This is a genomic window from Exiguobacterium sp. N4-1P (assembly GCF_002214325.1).
The window spans coordinates 2,768,602-2,790,343 of record NZ_CP022236.1; the positions used below are offsets into that span (position 1 = coordinate 2,768,602).

General features: G+C 47.9%; 23 protein-coding genes. 17 read left to right on the plus strand and 6 right to left on the minus strand.

The window, feature by feature from the left end; all coding sequences use genetic code 11:
* Positions 1–113 precede the first annotated feature (113 nt).
* From A0126_RS14180 to queF, 7 genes are all read left to right on the plus strand, one after another.
* Complete coding sequence (locus A0126_RS14180) at positions 114–929, plus strand: bifunctional hydroxymethylpyrimidine kinase/phosphomethylpyrimidine kinase (RefSeq protein WP_088838177.1); 816 nt, start codon at positions 114–116, stop codon at positions 927–929.
* 64 nt (positions 930–993) lie between these two features.
* Positions 994–1,359 (plus strand): YojF family protein, encoded by a 366-nt coding sequence (locus A0126_RS14185; RefSeq protein WP_088838178.1) that lies wholly within the window; start codon positions 994–996, stop codon positions 1,357–1,359.
* Entirely contained in the window at positions 1,359–2,015 is a 657-nt protein-coding gene (gene bshB2 / locus A0126_RS14190) for a bacillithiol biosynthesis deacetylase BshB2 (protein ID WP_353048339.1), read from the plus strand. The genes A0126_RS14185 and bshB2 overlap by 1 nt, the downstream gene beginning before the upstream one ends.
* Positions 2,016–2,271: 256 nt before the next feature.
* The gene (gene queC, locus A0126_RS14195; protein ID WP_088838180.1) at positions 2,272–2,940 is read left to right on the plus strand and encodes a 7-cyano-7-deazaguanine synthase QueC; all 669 of its coding nucleotides are present in this window, start codon (positions 2,272–2,274) and stop codon (positions 2,938–2,940) included.
* The gene (gene queD / locus A0126_RS14200; protein ID WP_029332031.1) at positions 2,924–3,379 is read left to right on the plus strand and encodes a 6-carboxytetrahydropterin synthase QueD; all 456 of its coding nucleotides are present in this window, start codon (positions 2,924–2,926) and stop codon (positions 3,377–3,379) included. The genes queC and queD overlap by 17 nt, the downstream gene beginning before the upstream one ends.
* The gene (gene queE / locus A0126_RS14205) at positions 3,376–4,092 is read left to right on the plus strand and encodes a 7-carboxy-7-deazaguanine synthase QueE (protein ID WP_088838181.1); all 717 of its coding nucleotides are present in this window, start codon (positions 3,376–3,378) and stop codon (positions 4,090–4,092) included. The genes queD and queE overlap by 4 nt, the downstream gene beginning before the upstream one ends.
* 15 nt (positions 4,093–4,107) lie before the next feature.
* The gene (gene queF, locus A0126_RS14210; protein WP_029332033.1) at positions 4,108–4,596 is read left to right on the plus strand and encodes a preQ(1) synthase; all 489 of its coding nucleotides are present in this window, start codon (positions 4,108–4,110) and stop codon (positions 4,594–4,596) included.
* A 90-nt stretch (positions 4,597–4,686) separates the two neighbouring features.
* On the opposite strand, the gene A0126_RS14215 is transcribed toward queF, so the two are convergent.
* The gene (locus A0126_RS14215) at positions 4,687–4,971 is read right to left on the minus strand and encodes a helix-turn-helix domain-containing protein (RefSeq protein WP_088838182.1); all 285 of its coding nucleotides are present in this window, start codon (positions 4,969–4,971) and stop codon (positions 4,687–4,689) included.
* A 255-nt stretch (positions 4,972–5,226) separates the two neighbouring features.
* Here A0126_RS14215 and A0126_RS14220 point away from each other — a divergent pair, with 255 nt between their 5' ends.
* The 5 genes from A0126_RS14220 to A0126_RS14240 all read left to right on the plus strand — a co-directional run bounded on the left by A0126_RS14220 (position 5,227) and on the right by A0126_RS14240 (position 11,253).
* On the plus strand, positions 5,227–6,882 hold the full coding sequence (locus A0126_RS14220; RefSeq protein WP_088838183.1) for a PTS transporter subunit IIBC: 1,656 nt from the start codon (positions 5,227–5,229) through the stop codon (positions 6,880–6,882).
* Between the two features lie 92 nt (positions 6,883–6,974).
* Positions 6,975–7,778, plus strand: coding sequence for an endonuclease/exonuclease/phosphatase family protein (locus A0126_RS14225; protein ID WP_088838184.1), 804 nt, complete (start codon positions 6,975–6,977; stop codon positions 7,776–7,778).
* Positions 7,779–7,953: 175 nt separating this feature from the next.
* Positions 7,954–9,366, plus strand: a complete 1,413-nt coding sequence (locus tag A0126_RS14230; protein ID WP_088838185.1) for a sucrose-specific PTS transporter subunit IIBC — start codon at positions 7,954–7,956, stop codon at positions 9,364–9,366.
* Positions 9,367–9,478: 112 nt separating this feature from the next.
* Positions 9,479–10,318 (plus strand): PRD domain-containing protein, encoded by an 840-nt coding sequence (locus A0126_RS14235; RefSeq protein WP_255407450.1) that lies wholly within the window; start codon positions 9,479–9,481, stop codon positions 10,316–10,318.
* The gene (locus A0126_RS14240) at positions 10,318–11,253 is read left to right on the plus strand and encodes a carbohydrate kinase family protein (protein ID WP_088838187.1); all 936 of its coding nucleotides are present in this window, start codon (positions 10,318–10,320) and stop codon (positions 11,251–11,253) included. The genes A0126_RS14235 and A0126_RS14240 overlap by 1 nt, the downstream gene beginning before the upstream one ends.
* Before the next feature lie 55 nt (positions 11,254–11,308).
* Here the strand turns inward: A0126_RS14240 and A0126_RS14245 are convergent, their stop codons facing one another.
* The gene (locus A0126_RS14245) at positions 11,309–12,004 is read right to left on the minus strand and encodes an alpha/beta hydrolase (RefSeq protein WP_088838188.1); all 696 of its coding nucleotides are present in this window, start codon (positions 12,002–12,004) and stop codon (positions 11,309–11,311) included.
* 161 nt (positions 12,005–12,165) lie between these two features.
* On the opposite strand from A0126_RS14245, the gene A0126_RS14250 reads away from it, so the two are divergent.
* The gene (locus A0126_RS14250) at positions 12,166–13,437 is read left to right on the plus strand and encodes a purine/pyrimidine permease (protein WP_029332042.1); all 1,272 of its coding nucleotides are present in this window, start codon (positions 12,166–12,168) and stop codon (positions 13,435–13,437) included.
* 61 nt (positions 13,438–13,498) lie between these two features.
* Here A0126_RS14250 and A0126_RS14255 read toward each other — a convergent pair whose 3' ends face one another.
* From A0126_RS14255 to A0126_RS14270, 4 genes are all read right to left on the minus strand, one after another.
* Positions 13,499–14,992, minus strand: a complete 1,494-nt coding sequence (locus A0126_RS14255; protein ID WP_088838189.1) for a peptide MFS transporter — start codon at positions 14,990–14,992, stop codon at positions 13,499–13,501.
* A 233-nt stretch (positions 14,993–15,225) separates the two neighbouring features.
* Positions 15,226–15,861 carry an NAD-dependent epimerase/dehydratase family protein gene (locus tag A0126_RS14260; RefSeq protein WP_088838190.1) on the minus strand — a complete coding sequence of 212 codons (636 nt, stop codon included), beginning with the start codon at positions 15,859–15,861 and terminating at the stop codon, positions 15,226–15,228.
* 14 nt (positions 15,862–15,875) lie between these two features.
* The gene (locus A0126_RS14265) at positions 15,876–17,084 is read right to left on the minus strand and encodes a glutathionylspermidine synthase family protein (RefSeq protein WP_088838191.1); all 1,209 of its coding nucleotides are present in this window, start codon (positions 17,082–17,084) and stop codon (positions 15,876–15,878) included.
* Complete coding sequence (locus A0126_RS14270) at positions 17,081–17,410, minus strand: hypothetical protein (RefSeq protein ID WP_029332046.1); 330 nt, start codon at positions 17,408–17,410, stop codon at positions 17,081–17,083. Before A0126_RS14270 ends, A0126_RS14265 begins: the two co-directional genes overlap by 4 nt.
* Before the next feature lie 144 nt (positions 17,411–17,554).
* Between A0126_RS14270 and A0126_RS14275 the strand changes: the two genes are divergently transcribed.
* The 4 genes from A0126_RS14275 (at position 17,555) to A0126_RS14285 (ending at position 21,733) form a co-directional block, all read left to right on the plus strand.
* Complete coding sequence (locus A0126_RS14275; RefSeq protein ID WP_088838192.1) at positions 17,555–18,001, plus strand: hypothetical protein; 447 nt, start codon at positions 17,555–17,557, stop codon at positions 17,999–18,001.
* Positions 18,002–18,088: 87 nt separating this feature from the next.
* On the plus strand, positions 18,089–18,262 hold the full coding sequence (locus A0126_RS19435; RefSeq protein WP_012371785.1) for a hypothetical protein: 174 nt from the start codon (positions 18,089–18,091) through the stop codon (positions 18,260–18,262).
* A gap of 35 nt (positions 18,263–18,297) precedes the next feature.
* A complete protein-coding gene (locus tag A0126_RS14280) occupies positions 18,298–19,854 on the plus strand; it encodes an ABC-F family ATP-binding cassette domain-containing protein (protein ID WP_029332048.1) in 1,557 nt (518 codons plus the stop codon).
* 1,093 nt (positions 19,855–20,947) lie between these two features.
* Positions 20,948–21,733, plus strand: a complete 786-nt coding sequence (locus A0126_RS14285) for an alpha/beta hydrolase family protein (RefSeq protein WP_088838193.1) — start codon at positions 20,948–20,950, stop codon at positions 21,731–21,733.
* Positions 21,734–21,742 lie beyond the last annotated feature (9 nt).

Genomic DNA, 21,742 nt, shown 5'->3' on the forward strand with positions numbered 1-21,742 from the left:
ATTTGAGGTGGGGGTTTTACTTACACTTCATAAGTTGCCGCAGTTGTCGCTCTGGTCATAATTCGCTATGATGAGAAAAAGAAGTAGCGCTATTTTATTAGGAGGAATTCCAAATGACAAAACGTAAAGCATTAACGATTGCTGGTTCTGACACGAGTGGCGGAGCCGGTATCCAAGCAGACTTAAAAACGTTCCAAGAACTTGAAGTCTACGGCATGAACGCGCTGACAGTCATCGTCGCGCAAGATCCTGATCAGGCTTGGCACCATGCGGTTTATCCAATCGATGCAGAACTCGTCCGGACACAAATCCATACAGTCCTCGGAGGAATCGGTGTCGATGCAATGAAAACGGGGATGCTTCCGACTGTCGAAATCATCGAAGTCATTGCTGAAAAAATTAAAGCATCAGGCGTTAACAACGTCGTCATCGATCCGGTCATGGTCTGTAAGGGTGAAGATGAAGTACTCAACCCGGATACAGCGAATGCCTTACGTGACATTTTGACACCGCTCGCGACAGTCGTCACACCGAACGTTTTCGAAGCGGGACAATTGTCTGGTCTTGGAAAAACACCTTCGACGATTGACGAGATGAAACTTGCAGCAGCACGGATTCATGAAAAAGGTGCACAATATGTCCTCGTTAAAGGTGGCAGCAAGATTGATCACCCTCGAGCAGTTGACGTGCTTTATGATGGGAAAGAGTTTATCCTAATTGAGGATGAACGCATTGAGACACCATATACGCACGGGGCAGGATGTACGTATTCTGCAGCGATTACAGCAGAACTCGCTAAAGGCGCTTCGGTCGAAGAAGCTGTCCGAACTGCCAAATCGTTTATCACAGCAGCGATTCGTAACTCATTCCGTTTGAATGAATATGTCGGTCCGACTGATCATGCTGCACATCGTACAGTTAAGTCTTAACACGTTCAGGAAGTCCGCGCAGTGATTCGCGGGCTTCTTTCTGTATTCGAAGGGAGAGATACTATTGCAAACACTTGATTTAAAGGTCGTTCAACAGTACATTGACGATCATGCGAACACACCACTTTACGTCCATGTCGAAACAACGAACGGTGCGTATGCGACGCACCAAGACCCGACGTTCCACAGTGCGGGGATGTTTTTCCGCAATGCGGAAATCACATACGAACGCGGCTTGATCACAGGAAACGGTCCATACCGGATTGGTCTTAAACTTGCCCACGGATGGCTATACGGTGAAGGATTAACCGATTATGAATTCGCGGGAGAGCAACTCTTGATCGCAGGACATGATGTCGAAGGCCGCCTCGCGATTGCTTTTGAGCTCAGTCCGACACCATTCGCTCAAGGCGCAGAGGAGGTAGAATGATGGCTTACAATGAACACGATCACCTGCTCGTCATCTTCCCTCACCCGGACGATGAAGCATTCAGCTCGGCCGGGACAATCATCGAGCATGCAACGAACCGCGGACCTGTTACGTACGCCTGTTTGACGCTCGGTGAAATGGGACGCAACATGGGACGTCCCGTCTTTACGAACCGGGAACAACTCGCGACGATCCGCAAACGTGAATTAATCGCAGCAGCTGAAAAAATGCAGATTACCGATCTTCAAATGTGGGGATTACGGGATAAGACGGTCGAATTCGAAGATGAAGCAGCACTCGCTGAACGGATTGGACAGTTGATTCAAAAAACACGTCCGACTCGCGTGATTTCATTTTATCCGGGCTATGCCGTCCATCCGGACCACGAAGCAACAGCACGTGCTGTCGTTCGTGCCCTTCGCGCAATCGACGAAGCCGATCGTCCTGAATTTCTTGCCGTCGCTTTTGCGAACAACACAAAAGACGAACTTGGCGAAGGTACGTTCATTCATGATGTCAGTGCATATACGGATCAAAAAGTTGCTGCACTTGAAGCCCACGCTTCTCAAACAGGTGGACTGATGAAGGTCATTTCGGAAGACTCGAACATCCGGGACCTACTTGTCAAAGAACGCTATTACCACTATCCATTATAATGAAGAACCTCGAAACGACTCCGACGTCGTTCGAGGTTTTTTTCGTAGAACAAAAGATTCACACGACTCAAGACGCTGACTCTGCGCGCTTTTCCCTGCAGGCGTCACAGGAGGCTGAATCTTTTGAAACCCGCAACGATTGACGCGAGAAAGAGTCGACTTTTTTTCTCCCGTCTGCTAGTGTGAATAGTTGAGACTGTGTCTCCGGAGTTCGTAACCTCCTCCGTCACAAAAACTAGGAATGGAAGTGTAAACTATGAAAAATGAACGTGCTCTTGTCGTCTTCAGCGGCGGCCAAGACTCGACGACTTGTCTGTTTCAGGCACTCGCGAACTATTCCGAAGTCGAAGTCGTTACCTTCAACTACGGACAGCGTCATGCCGAGGAACTCGAAGTCGCGCGAACGATTGCAGCAGAACTTGGTGTCAAACACCATGAGCTCGATCTCTCACTCCTCAGTCAACTCACAAGCAATTCATTGACCGATCACACTCAAACAATCACGACGAACGAAGATGGACTTCCTTCTACATTCGTAGATGGCCGAAACCATCTGTTCTTATCTTTCGCAGCCGTCCTTGCTAAGGGACGTGGCATCCGCCATATCATCACGGGTGTATGCGAAACTGATTTCTCCGGATACCCGGATTGTCGTGACTCCTTCATCAAGTCACTTAACGTGACACTCAACCTCGCGATGGATTATCCATTCGTCATTCACACGCCACTGATGTGGCTCGATAAAAAAGAAACATGGGCGCTAGCCGATTCGCTAGATGCTTTTGATTTCGTCCGTGAACGGACACTGACGTGTTACAACGGCATTATCGGAGATGGTTGCGGCGACTGCCCAGCTTGTGAATTACGGAAAAAAGGCTTAGACGCCTACATCGAGGAGGGAACTACCCATGAAATTCAACTATGAAGCACCTGAAACTGTCGAGCGCCCGACCGGCGACTCGCTCATCTATACAAAATCACGCGTCATGATCGTCAAAAAATTGACGTTTGATGCTGCCCATCACCTGTATGACTACGATGGAAAATGCCGTGCTTTGCATGGGCATACGTATCACGTCGATCTCGGAATCAGTGGATTCCTGGACCACCGCGGGATGACACTTGACTTTGGTGACCTGAAAAAGATCTTCAAAGAACATCTCGAACCGTTGCTCGACCACCGTTATTTAAACGAATCGCTTCCCTATATGAATACGACGGCTGAAAACATGTCGGCCTGGATTTTTGAAACGCTCGGACAGCATTTACCGGACGAACGCGGTCTTCGTGTCGAATTCGTCAAGTTATATGAGACACCGACTGCATTCGCTGAAGTCCGTCGCGAATGGATGAATGAAGCATGAGTCAACTGAAAAAAATACCAAAGATTCCTGTGCTTGAAATTTTTGGTCCAACGTTTCAAGGAGAAGGTCGTTCGATCGGACAAAAAACAATGTTCGTCCGGACAGGCGGATGCGACTATTCATGTGCCTGGTGTGATTCTGCCTTTACCTGGGACGGATCAGAAAAACCGGACCTTCTGACGGCAGAAGATATCCTGACGCGTCTCGATGCGCTCGGCTCGTATGGGCACGTGACGATTTCCGGGGGGAATCCATTGCTCCACGCATCGATCGGTACGCTCGTCGACGCCTTGAAGGTACGTGGCATCACGATGTCCGTCGAAACACAAGGTTCGTATTGGCAAAACTGGTTACTCGATATCGAAGACGTCACCATCAGTCCGAAGCCGCCATCAAGCGGCATGACGGTCGATTACGATCGGCTCGACGTCTTCTTCAAACGTCTCCCTGAACTGCAACGTGCTGTCAAAATCGTCATCTTCGACGAAGCGGACCTCGACTTCGCAGCAGCGATTTCTGAACGATATGCGTTAAAAACACTGTATCTATCACTCGGTAATCCGGATCCGGCGGAAGAAGGTACGATTGCTCCGCGGATGTTGTCCGACTTAAAAACTTTATGGGAACGCGTCGCACAAGATGAACGATTTAATCATGCCCGTGTTCTACCACAACTGCACGCCCTCGTTTTCGCGAACGATCGTGGCGTTTAAAAAGGAGTTCTATTCATGCGCCCAGAAGATTTAAACGACTTATCTCTACTCGGTCAAAAGGCCGTCCCTTATATTTTTGAATATCAACCGGAAGTCCTTGAGGCGTTCCCGAACCGTCACCCGGAGAACGACTACTTCGTTAAGTTCAATGCGCCGGAATTCACGAGCCTTTGCCCAATCACGAATCAACCGGACTTTGCGACCATCTATATTTCGTACATTCCTGACGAAAAACTCGTCGAGTCGAAATCATTGAAGCTTTACCTCTTCAGCTATCGTAATCACGGGGATTTCCATGAGAACTGCATCAATGTCATCGGAAAAGACCTCGTCAAATTGATGGAGCCGCGCTACCTTGAAGTCTGGGGGAAATTTACACCACGCGGTGGCATCTCGATTGATCCGTATTATAACTACGGAAAACCCGGTACAAAATACGAAAGAATGGCAGAACACCGTTTGTTCAACCATGATCTTTATCCAGAAACGGTCGATAACCGTTAATCCGAAAACCATCAAAAAAAGCCAAATTCCTGACGTGATCATTTCACGAGAATTTGGCTTTTCTTCTATCTAATCGACTGTGTATGAACGTCAGCTCGATGGTAAATCCACGATTTTTTCTCGTTCTGCCTGAGCATGAATCGCTTCTGCTGACCAAATATGTCGTAAGAGGTGCTCATAAGGAACGCCCAGCGCCTTCGCTAAGCGATCAATCATCGAAACGGACGGATGCGCGATACTTGACTCAATCCGTTGAATCATCTCAAACGTTGTTTCCGTCATAAGCGCAAGCTTTTCTTGGTCGATGTTCTGTCGCTCACGTAATGTTTGGATACGCTCTCCATAATTCGCAAGTGGATTCATCGCTTGATTCATGAGTTTTCAGTCTCCTTTATCGTCTCCCAGCTACTCCTACCCGATGCTACTTTTAGTTTATTCCCGCTTTTCATTTTCAAAACACATTTTAGTTTAATGTTTTTCACTATATGAAATATAATTTCAAATTATTCATTAAAAAAGACTAGCTTTTTAAAAGGTTATCGCTTACAATTTTAAATGCAAACGGTTGCATTAATCGCTTACATATTTGCACAATAAAGAGAAAATAGTCTGTCTGAGGAGTGAGAAAACATGCGTAAAACAATTTCATTCGACTTTTGGCAAAAGCTCGGAAAAGCTTTAATGGTTGTCATTGCAGTTATGCCAGCTGCCGGAATAATGATTTCAATCGGAAAATTAATCGGGATGTACGGTGGCGATATCACCATTGTTCAAACGATTGCAAGAATTGTTGAAGATCTCGGTTGGGCCATCATTACGAATCTCCACGTCCTCTTCGCCGTCGCGATCGGTGGTTCATGGGCTAAAGAACGTGCCGGTGGTGCCTTTGCCGCATTACTCGCGTTCATTTTAGTCAACCGCGTAACGGGTGCAATCTTCGGTGTCAATTCAACGATGCTCGCTGATCCGAAAGCAACGGTTAGTTCGTTACTCGGATCTGACTTGATCGTAAAAGATTATTTCACTTCTGTACTCGGTGCACCCGCTCTTAATATGGGCGTTTTCGTCGGAATCATTTCTGGTTTCCTCGGTGCCGTTCTCTTTAATAAATTCTATAACTTCAGCAAATTACCAGATGCACTGGCCTTTTTCAACGGCAAACGGTTCGTCCCATTCGTCGTCATCGGTGGTTCCGTCGTCGCAGCATTTGTTTTATCGCTCGTCTGGCCGTTCGTCCAAGGCCTCCTAAACGATTTCGGTCGTTGGATTGCGACGTCACGTGATACAGCCCCAATCATCGCCCCATTCGTTTACGGAACGCTCGAACGTCTCCTACTGCCATTCGGTCTTCACCATATGTTGACTGTGCCGATGAACTATACGGAACTCGGCGGAACGTATAAAATTCTGACGGGTGCTGCACAAGGCTCGACAGTAGCAGGGCAAGATCCACTTTGGCTCGCCTGGGTGACCGATCTCGTCAACTTAAAGCAAGCCGGTAACACACAAGGCTATAACGACTTACTCAACAGCGTCGTTCCTGCCCGCTTCAAAGAAGGACAGGTCGTCACGTCACTTGCTTCTTTGATTGGTGTCGCAGTCGCGATGTATATGTCGGTCGACGAAGATAAAAAGAAAGCATACAAACCCGTCTTCCTGTCTGCCGGTCTCGCTGTGTTCTTGACAGGTGTCACGGAGCCAATCGAATTCATGTTCATGTTCATCGCACCTGTCCTGTACGTCGTCTACGCTGTCTTGACGGGTGTCGCGTTCGCACTTGCTGACGTCATGCACCTTCGGATCCATGCATTCGGGGCAATTGAACTCTTGACCCGGATTCCATTGATCGCGAAAGCTGGTCTGATCGGTGATTTGTTACGTTTCATCGGAGTCTGCGTGTTCTTCTTCTTCCTCAACTTCTTTACGTTCCGCTTTGTCATCAAGAAGTTTAACTACGCGACACCAGGTCGTAACGGAAACTACCTCGATGACATCGTCGTCAAAGAGGACGGGACAAGTGAAGTCGCTGCAACTGTCGTCGCTGACGGTTCGCAAGCAGCACGCATCATCGAACTGCTCGGTGGTCAACAAAACATCGAAGACGTCGATGCCTGCATGACACGTTTACGCGTCACGGTCAAAGATCCAAGCCTCGTCGCAAAAGAACAAGACTGGAAAGCGAATGGCGCACTTGGTCTTATCCTAAAAAATAACGGCGTGCAAGCCATCTATGGTCCGAAAGCGGATGTCTTGAAGTCTGATATCCAAGATCGGATCGGCGCATAAACCAGACGAATTAGGGTAAATAAAAAAAGGTGGAGCTCATCCGTGAGTTTCACCTTTCTTTATTCAGAATCAACACTCAGGAGGAACGACAGATGCGCCTACTCACACTCAATTGCCATTCCTGGCAAGAAGAACACCAGCTTGAAAAAATCAATCAAATCGTCGCTCAAATCATCCAACAGGATTATGATGTCGTCGCCTTACAAGAAGTAAGCCAATTAATGGATACACCAATCGTTTATGGTGCAATCCGTGAAGATAATTTCGCCTACATGATTCAACAAGCACTTAAAGAACGTGGGCATGACTATGAATTCGTTTGGGACTTCTCGCACATCGGATACGATGCGTACGAAGAGGGACTCGCCCTCTTGACGAAACATCCGATTTTGAAATCCGATTCGTACTATGTCAGCCGAAGCCAAGATACGATGGACTGGAAGTCACGCAAAATCGTCCGCGCGACGATTGATGTCGATGGAACCCAAATTACGTTCAACTCTTGTCATCTCGGTTGGTGGGAAGATGCCGACGAACCGTTCAGCGAGCAGTTCAATCATTTGATTGCTCGGATGGATCCACTCGAATGGACCTTCTTCTTAGGTGACTTCAACAATGATGCCTTCGAACGGGAGACCGGTTACGATTATATGGTTGAACGGGGTCTCCATGACCTGTTCCTTCTAGCGGAAGAGACGGTTGGTGTCGAAACCGTCGAAGGTAAGATTGACGGTTGGGAAGAGAACCACCATGGCTTACGGATTGATTTAGTGCTCTCGAATCGCAAAATTGATGTCGCGCGTGTCGGTGTGACGTTTGACGGAGTACTGGCGCCAATCGTTTCCGATCACTTTGGTGTCGAAGTCGATATCGCGATTCAAAAAGATCCAATTTGACTGTTGACAACGCTTTCTTTTTTGCTTTATGATAAAGCCAACAAGCAAATAGTGCGGATTGTGACAGTACGGCTGGCAAGACCGATGCAACACCTAGAACGTTTAGGTGTTGTTCGGTCTTGCCTTTTTTTGTGGGCTGACCAGTCGCACACCTTTCCTAAAAGGAGGAATTCAAATGGATTACAAAAAAACAGCTGCGCAGGTCCTTACCCTTGTCGGTGGTCGTGAAAATATCATCACAGCAGCGCATTGTGCGACACGTCTCCGTCTCGTTCTTCATGACGAATCGAAGGTCGATCAAGCGGCACTCGAAGATCTTGACGGCGTCAGTGGTGCTTTCTCGAGTTCAGGTCAATATCAAATCATTTTTGGGACCGGGACCGTCAACAAAGTATTCGCGGAGTTCGCTCCCCTCGCTGGTGTCAACGTCAATGGTGAAGAATCAGTCGACGTGAAGAAAGCAGCTTCCCAAAAATTAAATCCGTTCGCGCGCCTTGCCCGGTCGCTTTCAAATGTCTTCGTACCATTGATTCCGGCAATCGTCGCCGCCGGTCTGTTGATGGGCTTACTCGGAATGATTAAAGCCTTCGGTTGGGTCGACGGGGCTTCACCGATCGTCCAACTGCTTGACATGTTCTCGTCTTCCGCTTTCATCATCTTACCGATTTTGATCGGTTTCTCTGCCGCGCGTGAGTTCGGTGCCAATCCATATCTCGGTGCGGTCATCGGTGGAATCATGACGCACCCTTCTCTGCTCAACCCTTGGACACTCGGAAACAGTGAACCGGAAGTGATGCACTTCCTTGGGATGAACATCGAACTGATTGGTTATCAGGGGACGGTCTTCCCTGTCCTCTTAACGGTTTGGGTCATGGCGAAAATTGAGCAGCAAGTCCGTAAACGGACACCGGAAACACTTGATTTGTTAGTCACACCGTTCGTGACGATTCTCGTCACAGGATTCCTTGCCCTCATCGTCATCGGACCACTTGGTACATTGCTCGGTAAAGGGATTTCATTCGTACTCGTCTTCTTCTATGAACAATTCTCGGTCGTCGCCGGTCTCTTGTTCGGTGGTCTCTACTCAACGATTGTCATCACAGGAATGCACCATAGTTTCCATGCGATTGAAGCGGGACTGCTTGCTGATAAGAGCATCGGGAAAAACTTCCTGTTACCCATCTGGTCGATGGCGAACGTCGCGCAAGGCGGAGCCGGTCTTGCTGTCTACTTCATGACGAAAAACGTTAAATTAAAAACGCTCGCTTTACCCTCTGCCTTCTCGGCATTTCTCGGTATTACGGAACCGATTATCTACGGAGTGAATCTTCGACTCGGTAAACCGTTCATCGGTGGTGCGATCGGTGGCGCAATCGGCGGTGGCTACGTCGTCTTGACGCAAGTCGCTGCAAACGCTTATGGTTTGACGGGCATACCGATGATTGCAATCGTCGCTCCACTTGGTGCTTCGAACTTAATCAACTACCTTGTCGGTTTTGCGATTGCTGTCGCGACAGCGTTCATCGCGACTGTCATCCTCATGCGTCTTGATGCACGAAAACAAAAACAAACCGATTTAGCCGCTTAAGTAAAAAAGACATGCGACCCTCACGAGTATACTCGTCGGGTCGCATTTGTCGGTTTTGTTCTGAGCACTGTTACCCGTATAATAAAGGGAGAAGGGAGGAGTCAGGCTGATTATTCATAAAGTACTCAACAACAATGCCATCGTCACAAAAGAACAAGGACAAGAACGCATCATCATGGGACCGGGGATCGCTTTCGGTAAAAAGAAAAAAGATCCCGTCGATCCCTCGAAAATCGAAAAGATGTTCATTCCCTCGTTCGAAAATGCTGAACTGTTTAAAGAAATCTTAACGACGACCCCATTAGAAATCATTGATTTGTCCGAACAAATCATTTCTTATGCGGAAGGCGAACTTCAGACACCTTTTCATGATTATATCCATGTCAGTCTGACGGATCACCTCGCCCATGCCGTTCGCTTAGCACGTGAAAATCTTGTCGTCCACAATCGGCTCGCGGAAGAAATTCGCTTGTTATATACAGCCGAGTACAAAATCGGAGCATGGGCGGTTGCGCAAATCGAACAGACACTTGCTGTTGTATTACCAAAGGAGGAAGCCGCGAACATCGCACTTCACCTCTTTAACGCCCGCCAACAGCATCCGAATATGGCGACGGCACTACAAACTGCTACTCTGTTGAACGAATTACGTGAACAAATCGAGAGTTTCTTTGGTCAAACGATCGAAACGACTTCCATGACGTATTACCGATTCTTCACACATATGAAACTTGTCCTCGCCCGGATTGAGCAGGGACAGACACTCCACGATATGGATGATGTCATTTTATCTGCTGTCAAAACACGTTACGCGGATGCGTTTCGTTGTGCAGAAAGTATGGCCGCTTGGCTCGAACAGGAATTAAAAACGACCGTCCCCGACTCTGAAGTTGGCTATATGGCACTTCATGTCGAACGGATTCGACCGGATTTAGAAAGGAGCGAACTATGATGAAAATTTTTAGTCTTGGAGAAGCATTAATCGATTTGATTCCACTCGATGACAGCAATACGACGTTCCAAAAAAATCCCGGCGGTGCTCCCGCCAATGTCGCCGTCGGACTTGCCCGCCTTGGCGCCGACAGTTATTTTCTCGGTGCTGTCGGGGATGACTCGATGGGGCATTTCTTGAAAGATACACTCCACCACTATGGGGTCAAGACGGATCACATCGTTCTTGACGCAACGAATAAAACGGGGCTTGTCCTCGTCACAAATGCTAAAAACGGCGAACGGTCCTTTGAATTCATCAACACGTATCGTGCCGATATGAGCTTTCATGAACAAGATGTTCCGGACGCACTGGCGGAAGCCGATTTACTTCACATCGGTTCGATTTCCTTAATCTCCGGTGATGCCGTCGCAGCAACACGTCGTGCCATCGCGCTCGCAAAAGAGCATCAGGTCCCGATTTCTTACGACCCGAACCTCCGCGAATCGTTATGGTCGAATCTCGATGTCGCCCGGATGACGATTCAGTCCGTCCTGCCTGACGCGCAAATCGTTAAGTTAGCAGAAGAGGAATTGACCTTCTTGACCGGCCAAACGAACCTGGATGAAGGGGCAGCCGAACTGCTTGCTGAATATCCGATTCAGTTGCTCGCCGTCACACGGGGCAGCGAGGGATCCTTACTCTATACGAATCGTGCGATGGCAGAGATCAACGCGATTTCGGTGGATGCCGTCGATACGACCGGAGCAGGTGACGCCTTTATGTCTGGTTTGCTACACCAGTGTGCGACGCGGTCCTTTGCATTCGATTGGGATGAAGATGAACTGCAGGACATCGGGCGGTTTGCCGCGATTTCCGGCGGGCTTGCCGCGTCCGTCAAAGGGGCGATGGCTGCTTTACCGACACTCGACGAGGTATCACGTCGTCTCGACTAAAACGTAAAAAACCTTTCCGTCTAGCTTCGTAAAATGGCTAGACGGAAAGGCTTTTTTAATTCGATGAAAGGAATGACTCAATTGCTTCAATCGCCTCATCCTGTTGTACTTTTGGTATTAATGGACTCGTGTTGTCGCCCTTTTGTGCGCCGTACATCCCGAAATTCGCGTGATTGCCCTCTTCGATGAAATGGAATGTCGCGTCCGATCGAAGATTTTTTTTACTTGCTTCGATGTCCGCTACAGGTAAGACGCCATCCCGTCCGCCATAGACCGTCAAGGACGGTGTATCGATGGCATCAATCGGATAGGACGCGAGAAATATGATTCCTTTAATCTTCGAATTATCCTCAAGTACCGTCGAAGCGGCACTTCCACCTAACGAATGTCCCATCACATACCATCGTTTGATTTTCGGATGTGCATCGATAATCGGTAAGGCCGCGTTTGCGTCGAGTAATGCGATATTAAATGGTAATTTCGGGATGACGACGAAATGTCCGTTCTTCGCTAACTGACTCCCGATATAACTGTAGGCACCCGGATCGACCTTCGCCCCTTGATAAAACACAAATCCGACTTCACTCTCCGGATCACCAAACTGATAATCCTGTCCGATCTGTTGTTCAACATATGTGTTTGCTTCTTTTGACGGATCATAATCAAATTGCGCCCAGACCATGAAGGCTCCGATGACAAGCCCGATGAGTATGATGAAACCGATGCTGATTCGCTTGAGCCACTTTTTCATATTCATTCCTCCCTCTTAACTCCTACCCCATCTCATGTGAAAAATCACATATGAAAATTATTTTCTAAATTTTCAGTCAATGTAAGCGTATCTATCGCTTTTTCAATAATTGGTTTAAGATGAAAAAAGTATCGTTTCTTTTGAAAGGGGAATCATTTGTTTTGCCACGTACCGTAGTCTCCACGATTCAGTGGTTTTTGTTTATTATCTGTACTAACATCGCCCCGCCACTCGCCATTGCCGCATCGTTTGAACTATCGAGCGCGGACACATTGGCTTTCCTATCTCGTTGTCTGTTCGTTTTTGCGATTTTAAGCTTATTCCAAGTGTTCCTCGGTCACCGTCTACCGATCATGGAAGGACCGGCCGGGATTTGGTGGGGTGTCTTCGCCCTCTACTCCTCAATCGGCATTACATTGTACGGGAGTTACTCGAACACACTCCAATCACTTGGTTTTCTCCTCATCTTAAGTGGCATCATCTGTATCATTTTGACAGTAACGGGTATTTTACGACGACTCGTTCCCTTGTTCACGCCACAAGTCATCGGCGTTTATATGCTCCTGTTGTCTGCCCAACTGTCGGGCTCCGTCATGAAAGGGCTACTCAACCTGGAAAACGGTAAGATTCAAGTGTTACCTGCCGTCATTTCCGTATTGACCGTCATCATCTCACTTTATCTCGAACGTAGCGATCGTTTGCGTCAGTATGCCTTACTCATCACGCTGCTCGTCGGTTGGAGCATGTTTGCCTTGATCGGACGCGCCGAGATGCCGAGCTTCGATGGTCCATTCTTTACTCTTCCTGATTTATTCCCGTTCGGCGGAATTCATCTGGACTGGACCCTTCTCCCGACAGCCTTAATCATTTCTTTACTGTTGATGACGAACGTGCTCGCGAACATCAAAGTCATCGAGCGCATCATCAGTGCGAAACGTGGCGAACACGTCAAAGGACAAGTCGGAACAGCCGGTGTCACGGCCGGTGTCGGACAGATTTTTGCCGGGATGTTCGGTACGGTCGGTCCCGTCGCGATTTCCGGAACAGCCGGATTCATCGCTTCGACGGATAACACGGATCGTAAATCGTTTGCGATTGCGAACGTCATTTGCTTATTTTTAAGTATCGTCACGCCATTCGTCGGTTTGATTGCAAAAATTCCTGTTGCCGTCGGTTATGCGATGGTTGCCCCGATTGTTGCCGGGATGGCTATCATCGGCGTCACGGAAGCAGCACGCGACTTAAATCGGCAAACGGCAATGATTACGGTCGGGTTACCGGTCCTCGTCGGAATCGGTGCCTTGCTCTTACCAAAAGGTGCGACAGCCGATCTCCCTCCACTCGTCACGACACTGATGTCGAACGGACTGGTGCTCGGGACGCTTGTTGCCCTGTTCGCAGAATCATTACGCCATATTCGGACAAATGACTAACAAAAAGACAGGTAACTCGGAAAAAGAATCCGAGTTCCTGCCTTTTTTTGTGGATTCGAGCTTAGCGAATACCACGCATATATTTTTGGAGCCTTGGTGCAAAAGCAAACAAGAGAAGTCCGAGTGCAATCGCGACGACACCTGTAATTCCGAAGTACGCGACTTCTGTTTCTTTCCCGTAATATTTAACGATCTGTGCATTGACGGCTTGTCCCGTTGCATTCGTTAAGAACCAAAGACTCATTGTCTGTGCCGAGAAAGCCGCTGGTGCCAGTTTCGTCGTTGCCGATAAACCGACTGGTGATAGTAACAACTCACCAATCACGACGAGGAAGAAACTGAGTGCGAGCCAGAGCGGACTAACGATTGTGTCTGTACCAAACAATAGTCCAGGCAACATCATGACGATGAACGAAAGTCCTGCGAAAATCAGACCGAACGAGAATTTTTGCATCGTCGTCGGCTGACGATCACCGAGTCGGACCCAAAAGCTTGCAAAGACTGGTGCAAGCACGATGATGAACAATGGATTCAATGACTGGAAGAACGCAGGCTGAATCTCAAAGCCTAAGAAAGATAAGTCTGTCCGTTCATCTGCAAAGATTGATAAGACATATGACCCTTGCTCTTGAATCGCCCAGAAAACAGCTGCTGCGATAAAGAGTGGGATGTAGGCGAATAAACGCGAACGCTCATCATCTGTAATTTTCGGACTGCGTAACATGAATGTGAAATACGCAATCGGAATCAAGATTCCGAGGAACGTCACCATCAACGTAAAGCGGTCGATCGTTAGTAAACCTGTCAATGCGGCAATCGTTCCGAGAACTGCTAGCGCAATGACGACAACTGTCGCAATTTTAAAGAAACGTTTCCGTTCCTCGCCTTCTAGCGGATTCAAGACGTATGTTCCGGCTTGACCTAAATTCTTTTTCTTCGTCAATATGAACACAACAAGACCGGCGAACATCCCGACCGCAGCGAGTGCGAAACCAGCATGGTATCCTGCCGTATCTGAAACTTTACCGACGACGAGTGGTGCTAAAAATGCACCGGCATTGATTCCCATATAGAAGATACTGAATCCAGCATCACGGCGGTTATCCGTTTTGCTGTACAAATCTCCGACGATGTTCGATACGTTCGGTTTTAAGAATCCCGTCCCGATGACGATTAAGCCCATCGAGATGAATAATGCCGTGATTCCGGCTGGTAGAGCTAACACGATATGTCCAAGCATGATGAGAATACCACCATAAAAGACGGTCCGTGATGTCCCTAACAGACGGTCGGAGACCCATCCTCCGATGATTCCCGACATATAGACAAGTGAACCATATACGGCCATGATGGAAGCGGCAGTCGTTTTATCAATTCCGAGTCCACCGTTCGCAACAGAGTCGTACATGTAGAATATAAGGATGGCGCGCATCCCGTAGTAGGAGAATCGTTCCCAGAACTCTGTGAAGAAGAGTGTGAACAATCCTTTCGGGTTTCCGAAGAACCCTTTTTGCGGAACAGTCTTGTAGACCTGATCGCGATCAAAATCTGCCATAATGAAGGCTCCTTTCGTCTACCATTGTATTCGTGCATAATCTAAAACCTTTTTTCCCGCTTTCCCCAAATGATAAGCGTCTCGTAATCGATTAAAAGATTTACACGTTTTTAACTGAATTGTCTCACTTCTTTTTATATAGGAGACAGCACCTTATCATTCAACCGTAAATCATTTGACTAGTCAAATATTAATTTTAAGCAAAAAAAAAGAGCGTAACGGAATCCGTTCGCTCATTTTTGCATGTCTTTTGATTCAAAGATGGTAATACCCGGGGGCGCATGGAGTGTTTGCTCCATCATCGCTTTCGCTACTTTACTCGCTTCGATTGGGGCATAAGGACTCCGTTTTAATAACGGGCGAAGAACCGTCGAGACACGAGCCGCCGCCTGTTCGCCAAACCGGAACTCTTCTCGCTCCCCTAACAAGAGCGATGGACGGAAAATCAATAAAGCTTCGTAGCCAAGAACCCGTAGTCCGTTCTCTGTGTCTCCTTTGACACGATTGTAGAACGTTTTTGCATTCGGATGTGCGCCGAGCGCTGAAATGAGCGCGAAGCGTGTCGCCCCTAAATCGAGCAATTCACGTCCGACTTCAATCGGATACGTGTAGTCGACCTGACGAAATGCTGCTTGTGACCCCGCTTGTTTAATCGTCGTTCCGAGCGCGCAGTAGACGTGATCCACCGTCGGCAATTCGATTTCCGTCACGCGATCAAAGTCAATCACCCATTCTTCCAGCTTTTGATGAAACCGGTTCATGGGTCGACGAACGAGCACATGAACTTCCTCATACGCATCATTCGCTAATAATTGATCGACTAACTCTTGTCCAACTAAACCGCTCGCTCCTAAAATGGCTGCTTTCATCTTGTCTCCTCCTCTCAATCTTGCAATCGCCCAATCGGTAAAAAGTAAGAACGATTTCCGGTGATTCGTTCGCCTGCTCGGACAGCAATCGCACTTGCCCGACCACCGAGGACGAACACGCCAAACATATAGGCCACTTCCACTCCATTACTAAGTACATGCGTCGGCAATTCTTGATACTGCTGATAAACCGATGCTTGGTCACTAAAGGAACGCTGTTCATTCGATAACAGGATACGACCATCTGCTTGATAGATTGTTACCGTATCACCTTCTCTGCCAAAAACCGGTTTCTCGACAAAGGCGTGTCGCTGTTCAAGAAATACATCTGGTTCAAGATACGTTGGTAAAAAATAACGTTCTATGATTTGATGATCCCGTCCTGTTAAATAAGCGTGGTCTGCTTCATGCAGTGCCCAAATCACTGCAAGAACGGACTTTGCCTGCATCAGAAACGCCGATGGTGGATTGATGATCTCGAGCAATCCTTGTTCGACGAGTTGTAACAATAAGACACCGAGTTCACGTCCCGTGTCATCGCGATCGAGAAGCGCCATTTCAATCGGAAAGGTCTGACGGTATAAAATATCAATCCGTCGTCCGTCCTGGTCGTACAATCCATCTTCCGGTCGAATTTCAAGGGCGTTAAGCGGGCAATACGCTGCCCCGTCCACGAACCCTTGCAAGTATTCTGTCGTCAGACGATCCTCGATATTGTCCCCATGTGACGTAAAGACGATATGCGGGCGTTGCTTCGTTCGATGTGTCGCTGCTGCAACGGCGCGACGGACGCTTGTCGCTAATTTCGCCGCTTCATCCGGGTTCACTGCCATCATGTGGCGTTTTTGCGCAATCCGGTCATTGACGTCAAACGATTCTTTAATGAACGTCGGCGTATCGGCATTCCACTCCATGACGGAAATCCGATCGTCCGTCACGATGAAGTCGAGCCGACTGATGATTGATAAGGGGCGCATCGTCTCTAGACGGAGAAAGGGAAGTGCTTGTTTTGGATACCCGAGCTCGAGTAACGCATCGTCTTCCATCGTTCGTAGAATCGGTGCGACTTTCTCAAAAATCAGATACACGTCTCGGGCAGCTACCCGCAAGCGCTCCAGCGTCCGTGACGAAACCGTTAAAACATCAGTCAACGCATAGATTTCACCATCCAACTCATCCCAAAACGACTCAATGTCACCATATAAATCCTCTCGTTCACTCATCCGCCAAAGAAACCAGACGACGATCCCGTCCCGAATCCTTTTGTCTTCGCATTATAACTTTTGACTGCGTTCGACTTCGGCGTATAGCCTTTCGTCCGCATCGCACTATGCATCAGGGCACGGGATGCAAAATAACTGCCTCCCCAGTAATAAAAACCAGAATGGGTCGATGTTGCATCATCACAATACCAGACGCCTTCTTCATTATCATATTCATAATCGTCACAATCCGGATCATCCGGACGTTCGGCTTGCGCATCGTCTGCACCGCAACCACTGAGTGTCGTTCCAATCAAAAGCGTCGCCGCAAGTGATGCTTGTTTCATCCATCTCACGATTCATACCCCTTTCTTAACAATTTGTTATTCTAAGTATACGCTTTTTCTCTTAAAAAAGTTTCCTTGTCGTACCGGAACTTTTTTCTGATCGTCCGAGTAGAACATATCATGCCGTTACAAGGAGGAATCACGATGTCACTTGCTTATTATGTCGAAGATCAAGATGAATATAAGTCGATTTATCAATACAGTCGTTTCGCAATCGAACCGGATGAAATCATCGCTCATCAATTATGTGAATTTCATATCATCGAAGGCCAACTGTATGAATTACGCTCCAACGAAATGGAGGGCGAGTACGATCAGCTGATCGTCGATCACGTCGAAGCCTCTCCGCTCGATGCAGATGACCGGATTTATCCGCCTCATCAAATTCACATCGAGTTTCGCCGGTACATGCCAAGCAGTACATCACCACTTATCAAAACGATGACCGTCCCGAACCACGTCCAAGCGATGCGCTATTTAATTAAGGATAAGGTGACTGTGCCAGAGCATGGAACCTTTGAACGTGACAGCTGCGAAATCGACATCGACCGGAATTGTTATGTCATTTATCTCGGTCAGGTTGTCCGTTAAAAGGATGAATTAAGTAGAGTTCGTTTTCAAAAAGCGTTTTTTTTGGCATACTATAAGATAAGAACGAATTAATCGAGGTGAACACACATGAGCGAACAACCAAAAAAATTATCACTTCAAGAAGCGATGATTGAACAATTGAAAGCAAAAAAACAATCACAAACAAAACGTCCGACTGGTCTTCGTGGAACGGAAACGAAACAAATGACGAGCCAGAAGACGAAAAAGACGAACAACCAGAAAAAACGTACAGGTGTCTAATCACAGCGTTGAATTCATGAAATAAGGGAGTAGTTATGAGTATTTTAACGGTATCAAACTTAAGCCATGGCTTTGGTGATCGTGCGATTTTCGAAGATGTCTCGTTCCGCCTGTTAAAGGGTGAACACATCGGCCTCGTCGGAGCAAACGGTGAAGGAAAATCAACCTTCATGAACATCATCACTTCTCAGCTCGAACCGGATGAAGGGAAAGTCGAATGGGCGAAACACGTTCGTGTCGGTTATCTCGATCAACATGCCGTCCTTGCGAAAGGTTTATCGATTCGTGATGCGCTAAAAGGGGCATTCCAATACTTGTTCGATATCGAACAAGAAATCAATGACCTGTATGCGAAGATGGGTGAAGTCGAGCCCGAAGAACTCGAAAAGATGCTTGAGGAAGTCGGTGTCTTACAAGACATTTTAACGAATAATGATTTTTATACGATCGACGCAAAAGTCGAAGAAATCGCCCGCGGACTTGGGCTCGATGAAATCGGCTTAGACCGTGATGTCCATGAATTGAGTGGCGGTCAGCGTACAAAAATCTTACTTGCGAAGCTCTTACTTGAAAAACCAGATATCTTGTTACTCGATGAGCCGACCAACTATCTTGATGTGCAACACATCGAATGGTTGAAACGTTACCTCAACGACTACGAGAACGCGTTCATTTTGATTTCGCATGATATTCCATTCTTAAACAGCGTCATCAACTTGATTTACCATATGGAAAATCAAGGCTTGAGCCGTTACGTGGGTGACTATGATAATTTCTTGACGGTCCATGAAGCGAAAAAGAAACAGCTGGAGTCTGCCTTTAAGCGCCAACAGCAAGAAATTTCTGAACTTAAAGATTTCGTCGCCCGTAACAAGGCGCGTGTCTCGACACGAAACATGGCGATGTCTCGTCAGAAAAAACTCGACAAGATGGATGTCATCGAGCTTGCACAAGAACGTCCGCAACCGGAATTCCATTTCCAGACGGCTCGGACACCAAGCAAGCTGATGTTCGAAGCAAAAGGTCTTGTCATCGGCTACGACGAACCCCTCTCGCGTCCGCTCGATTTAACAATCGAACGGGGGCAGAAAATCGCATTGCATGGTGCGAACGGAATCGGGAAGTCAACGTTACTGAAAAGTTTACTCGGTGAAATCCCCGCTGTTTCAGGGATGGTCGATCGCGGTGAAAACTTGCACATCGGCTATTTCGAACAAGAAATCAAAGAGAAAAATTCGAACACGTGTATCGAAGAAATTTGGGGGACGTTCCCATCCTTGACGCAACAACAAGTCCGGGCGATGCTCGCGAAATGTGGTTTGATGACAAAACACATCGAATCTAAAATCGAAGTGCTCAGCGGTGGAGAAAAGGCGAAAGTCCGTCTCTGTAAGCTGATGAACACGGAATCAAACATTCTGGTTCTCGATGAGCCGACGAACCACTTGGACGTCGAAGCGAAAGAGGAATTGAAACGGGCCTTGCAAGAATATAAAGGAACGGTCCTCTTGATTTCACACGAACCTGAATTTTATGAAGCAGTCGCAACTGACTTATGGAATTGTGAATCATGGACGACAAAAGTCTTTTGATTGATTCCCTCTTATTCTTTTAAGAACGATGATTTGAGCCGCCCTGTTGATTGGGGCGGCTCTTTTTGTTTTTTGTCGAAAAAGAGAATGGCAGTAATGCGGATTTTGTCAGGTCCCTTGGATGAACGGCGCAGTGGTACGTGATTCAAAGCTTCTTCCTTTCCGTTGCTTTCCTCGGACGAGGCGCAAGCCGTTGCTTCTTGTCCCGTAAGGACAAGAAGCAGGGTCTCGCCTGCCTCTGACAGCGCGTTAAAACGCGCCTTATCCCGTAGGAGTCAACGGAAAAGCGAAGCTTTTTTAAGATTTCCCTAAGAAGCACGACATGTAACGCGAATATCTTGAAGCGCATGCCGACTTGGATCGCTTCCGTAGCGAACAGCGGGCGTCCGCGACCCTGCAACGCAGTGAAGCGGCGTGGACGCTCGCCGCTCGGAGACGAGACAAGGTGGAGACGCGCGGCACACTACGCACCTCTTTATCTCAGTATGCTGCAATTCGAAACGGGGCATCTCTGACCTGGAGTCAACAAAAAAAGAAAGCTTTTTTTTAGTTCTCCCTAAGAAGCACGACATGTAACGCGAATATCTTGAAGCGCATGCCGACTTGGATCGCTTCCGCAGCGAACAGCGGGCGTCCGCGACCCTGCAACGCAGTGAAGCGGCGTGAACGCCCGCCGCTCGGAGACGAGACAAGGCGGAAACGCGCGTCACACTACGCACCTCTTTATATCAGTATGCTGCAATTCGAAACGGAACATCTCTGACTTGGAGTCAACGAAAAAGAAAGCTTTTTTAAGCTCCCCCTAAGAAGGGCGACATGTAACGCGAATATCTTGAAGCGCATGCCGACTTGAATCGCTTCCGTAGCGAAAAGCGGCGTGGACGCTCGCCGCTCGGAGACGAGACAAGGCGGAAACGCGCGGCAGACTACAAGCTAGTCGATTTCAAGCACACCTCCATCCCGGCTCTCAAACGGCGGGGCGCAAAACGTTCTTTTCCTACTTTATTTTTTGTTCATAGACTTAACGATTGCTTTGCTTCCTAACTTGTATCACACTATGAAACATACGAAACTTTTTAAAGGAGCGAATGAGATGGAAACAATCACGAACAAAGCTAGTCTTTCTTTAATTGCCATACCGAGCGGAGGGAACGAAGCGCTATTTTGCCGTCTGTATTCTCCGGCAAGTACAGGTCCTGCTCCGTTAATCGTCCTCTTCCACGGGTTTCCCGGGAAACAATTGAACATGGACTGGGCGGTCCGTCTCCAAGAAATCGGCTACCATGTCCTCGTGACCTCTTATCGCGGCAGCATCGGCAGCCCGGGTGCGTTCCGTTTTCGTCATGTCCTGGAAGATGCGACAGCGATCATGGAGCACGTCGCTTCTCCGACCTTTACAGAACAGCATGATGTGCTCGGCGACCAAATTACGATTGTCGGTCACAGCATGGGTGGATTTGCTGGTCTACACGCGTTTGCTGCTGTTCCGCACATCAAACACTACATCGGAATTTCTCCGTTCAACTTCGGTCTAATCGGTCAACTGATCCTCGACTACCCGGAACACGAGGACGCCTTACGCGGTGTTCTCAGCCGCGGTGCGTCTTTCCTTACAGCGACTGACGGTGACACGTTACTCGAGGAGTTAAAAGCTAACCATGCGAGTTGGAACCTTCTTGCGCTCAAGGAAGAACTAAAGAACCGCTCGGCATTGCTCGTCACATCTGAACGGGATGAAACATCTGTCAAAGCGCTCCACCACGACCTCCTTCAAAACGCCGGTTATTTCGAAGAACTGGTCGTCGACAGTGATCACAACTACATCGAAAATCGGGAAGACGCTTTTGTCGCGTGGACGAAGTGGCTCGAGCAACAATGAATAAAACCG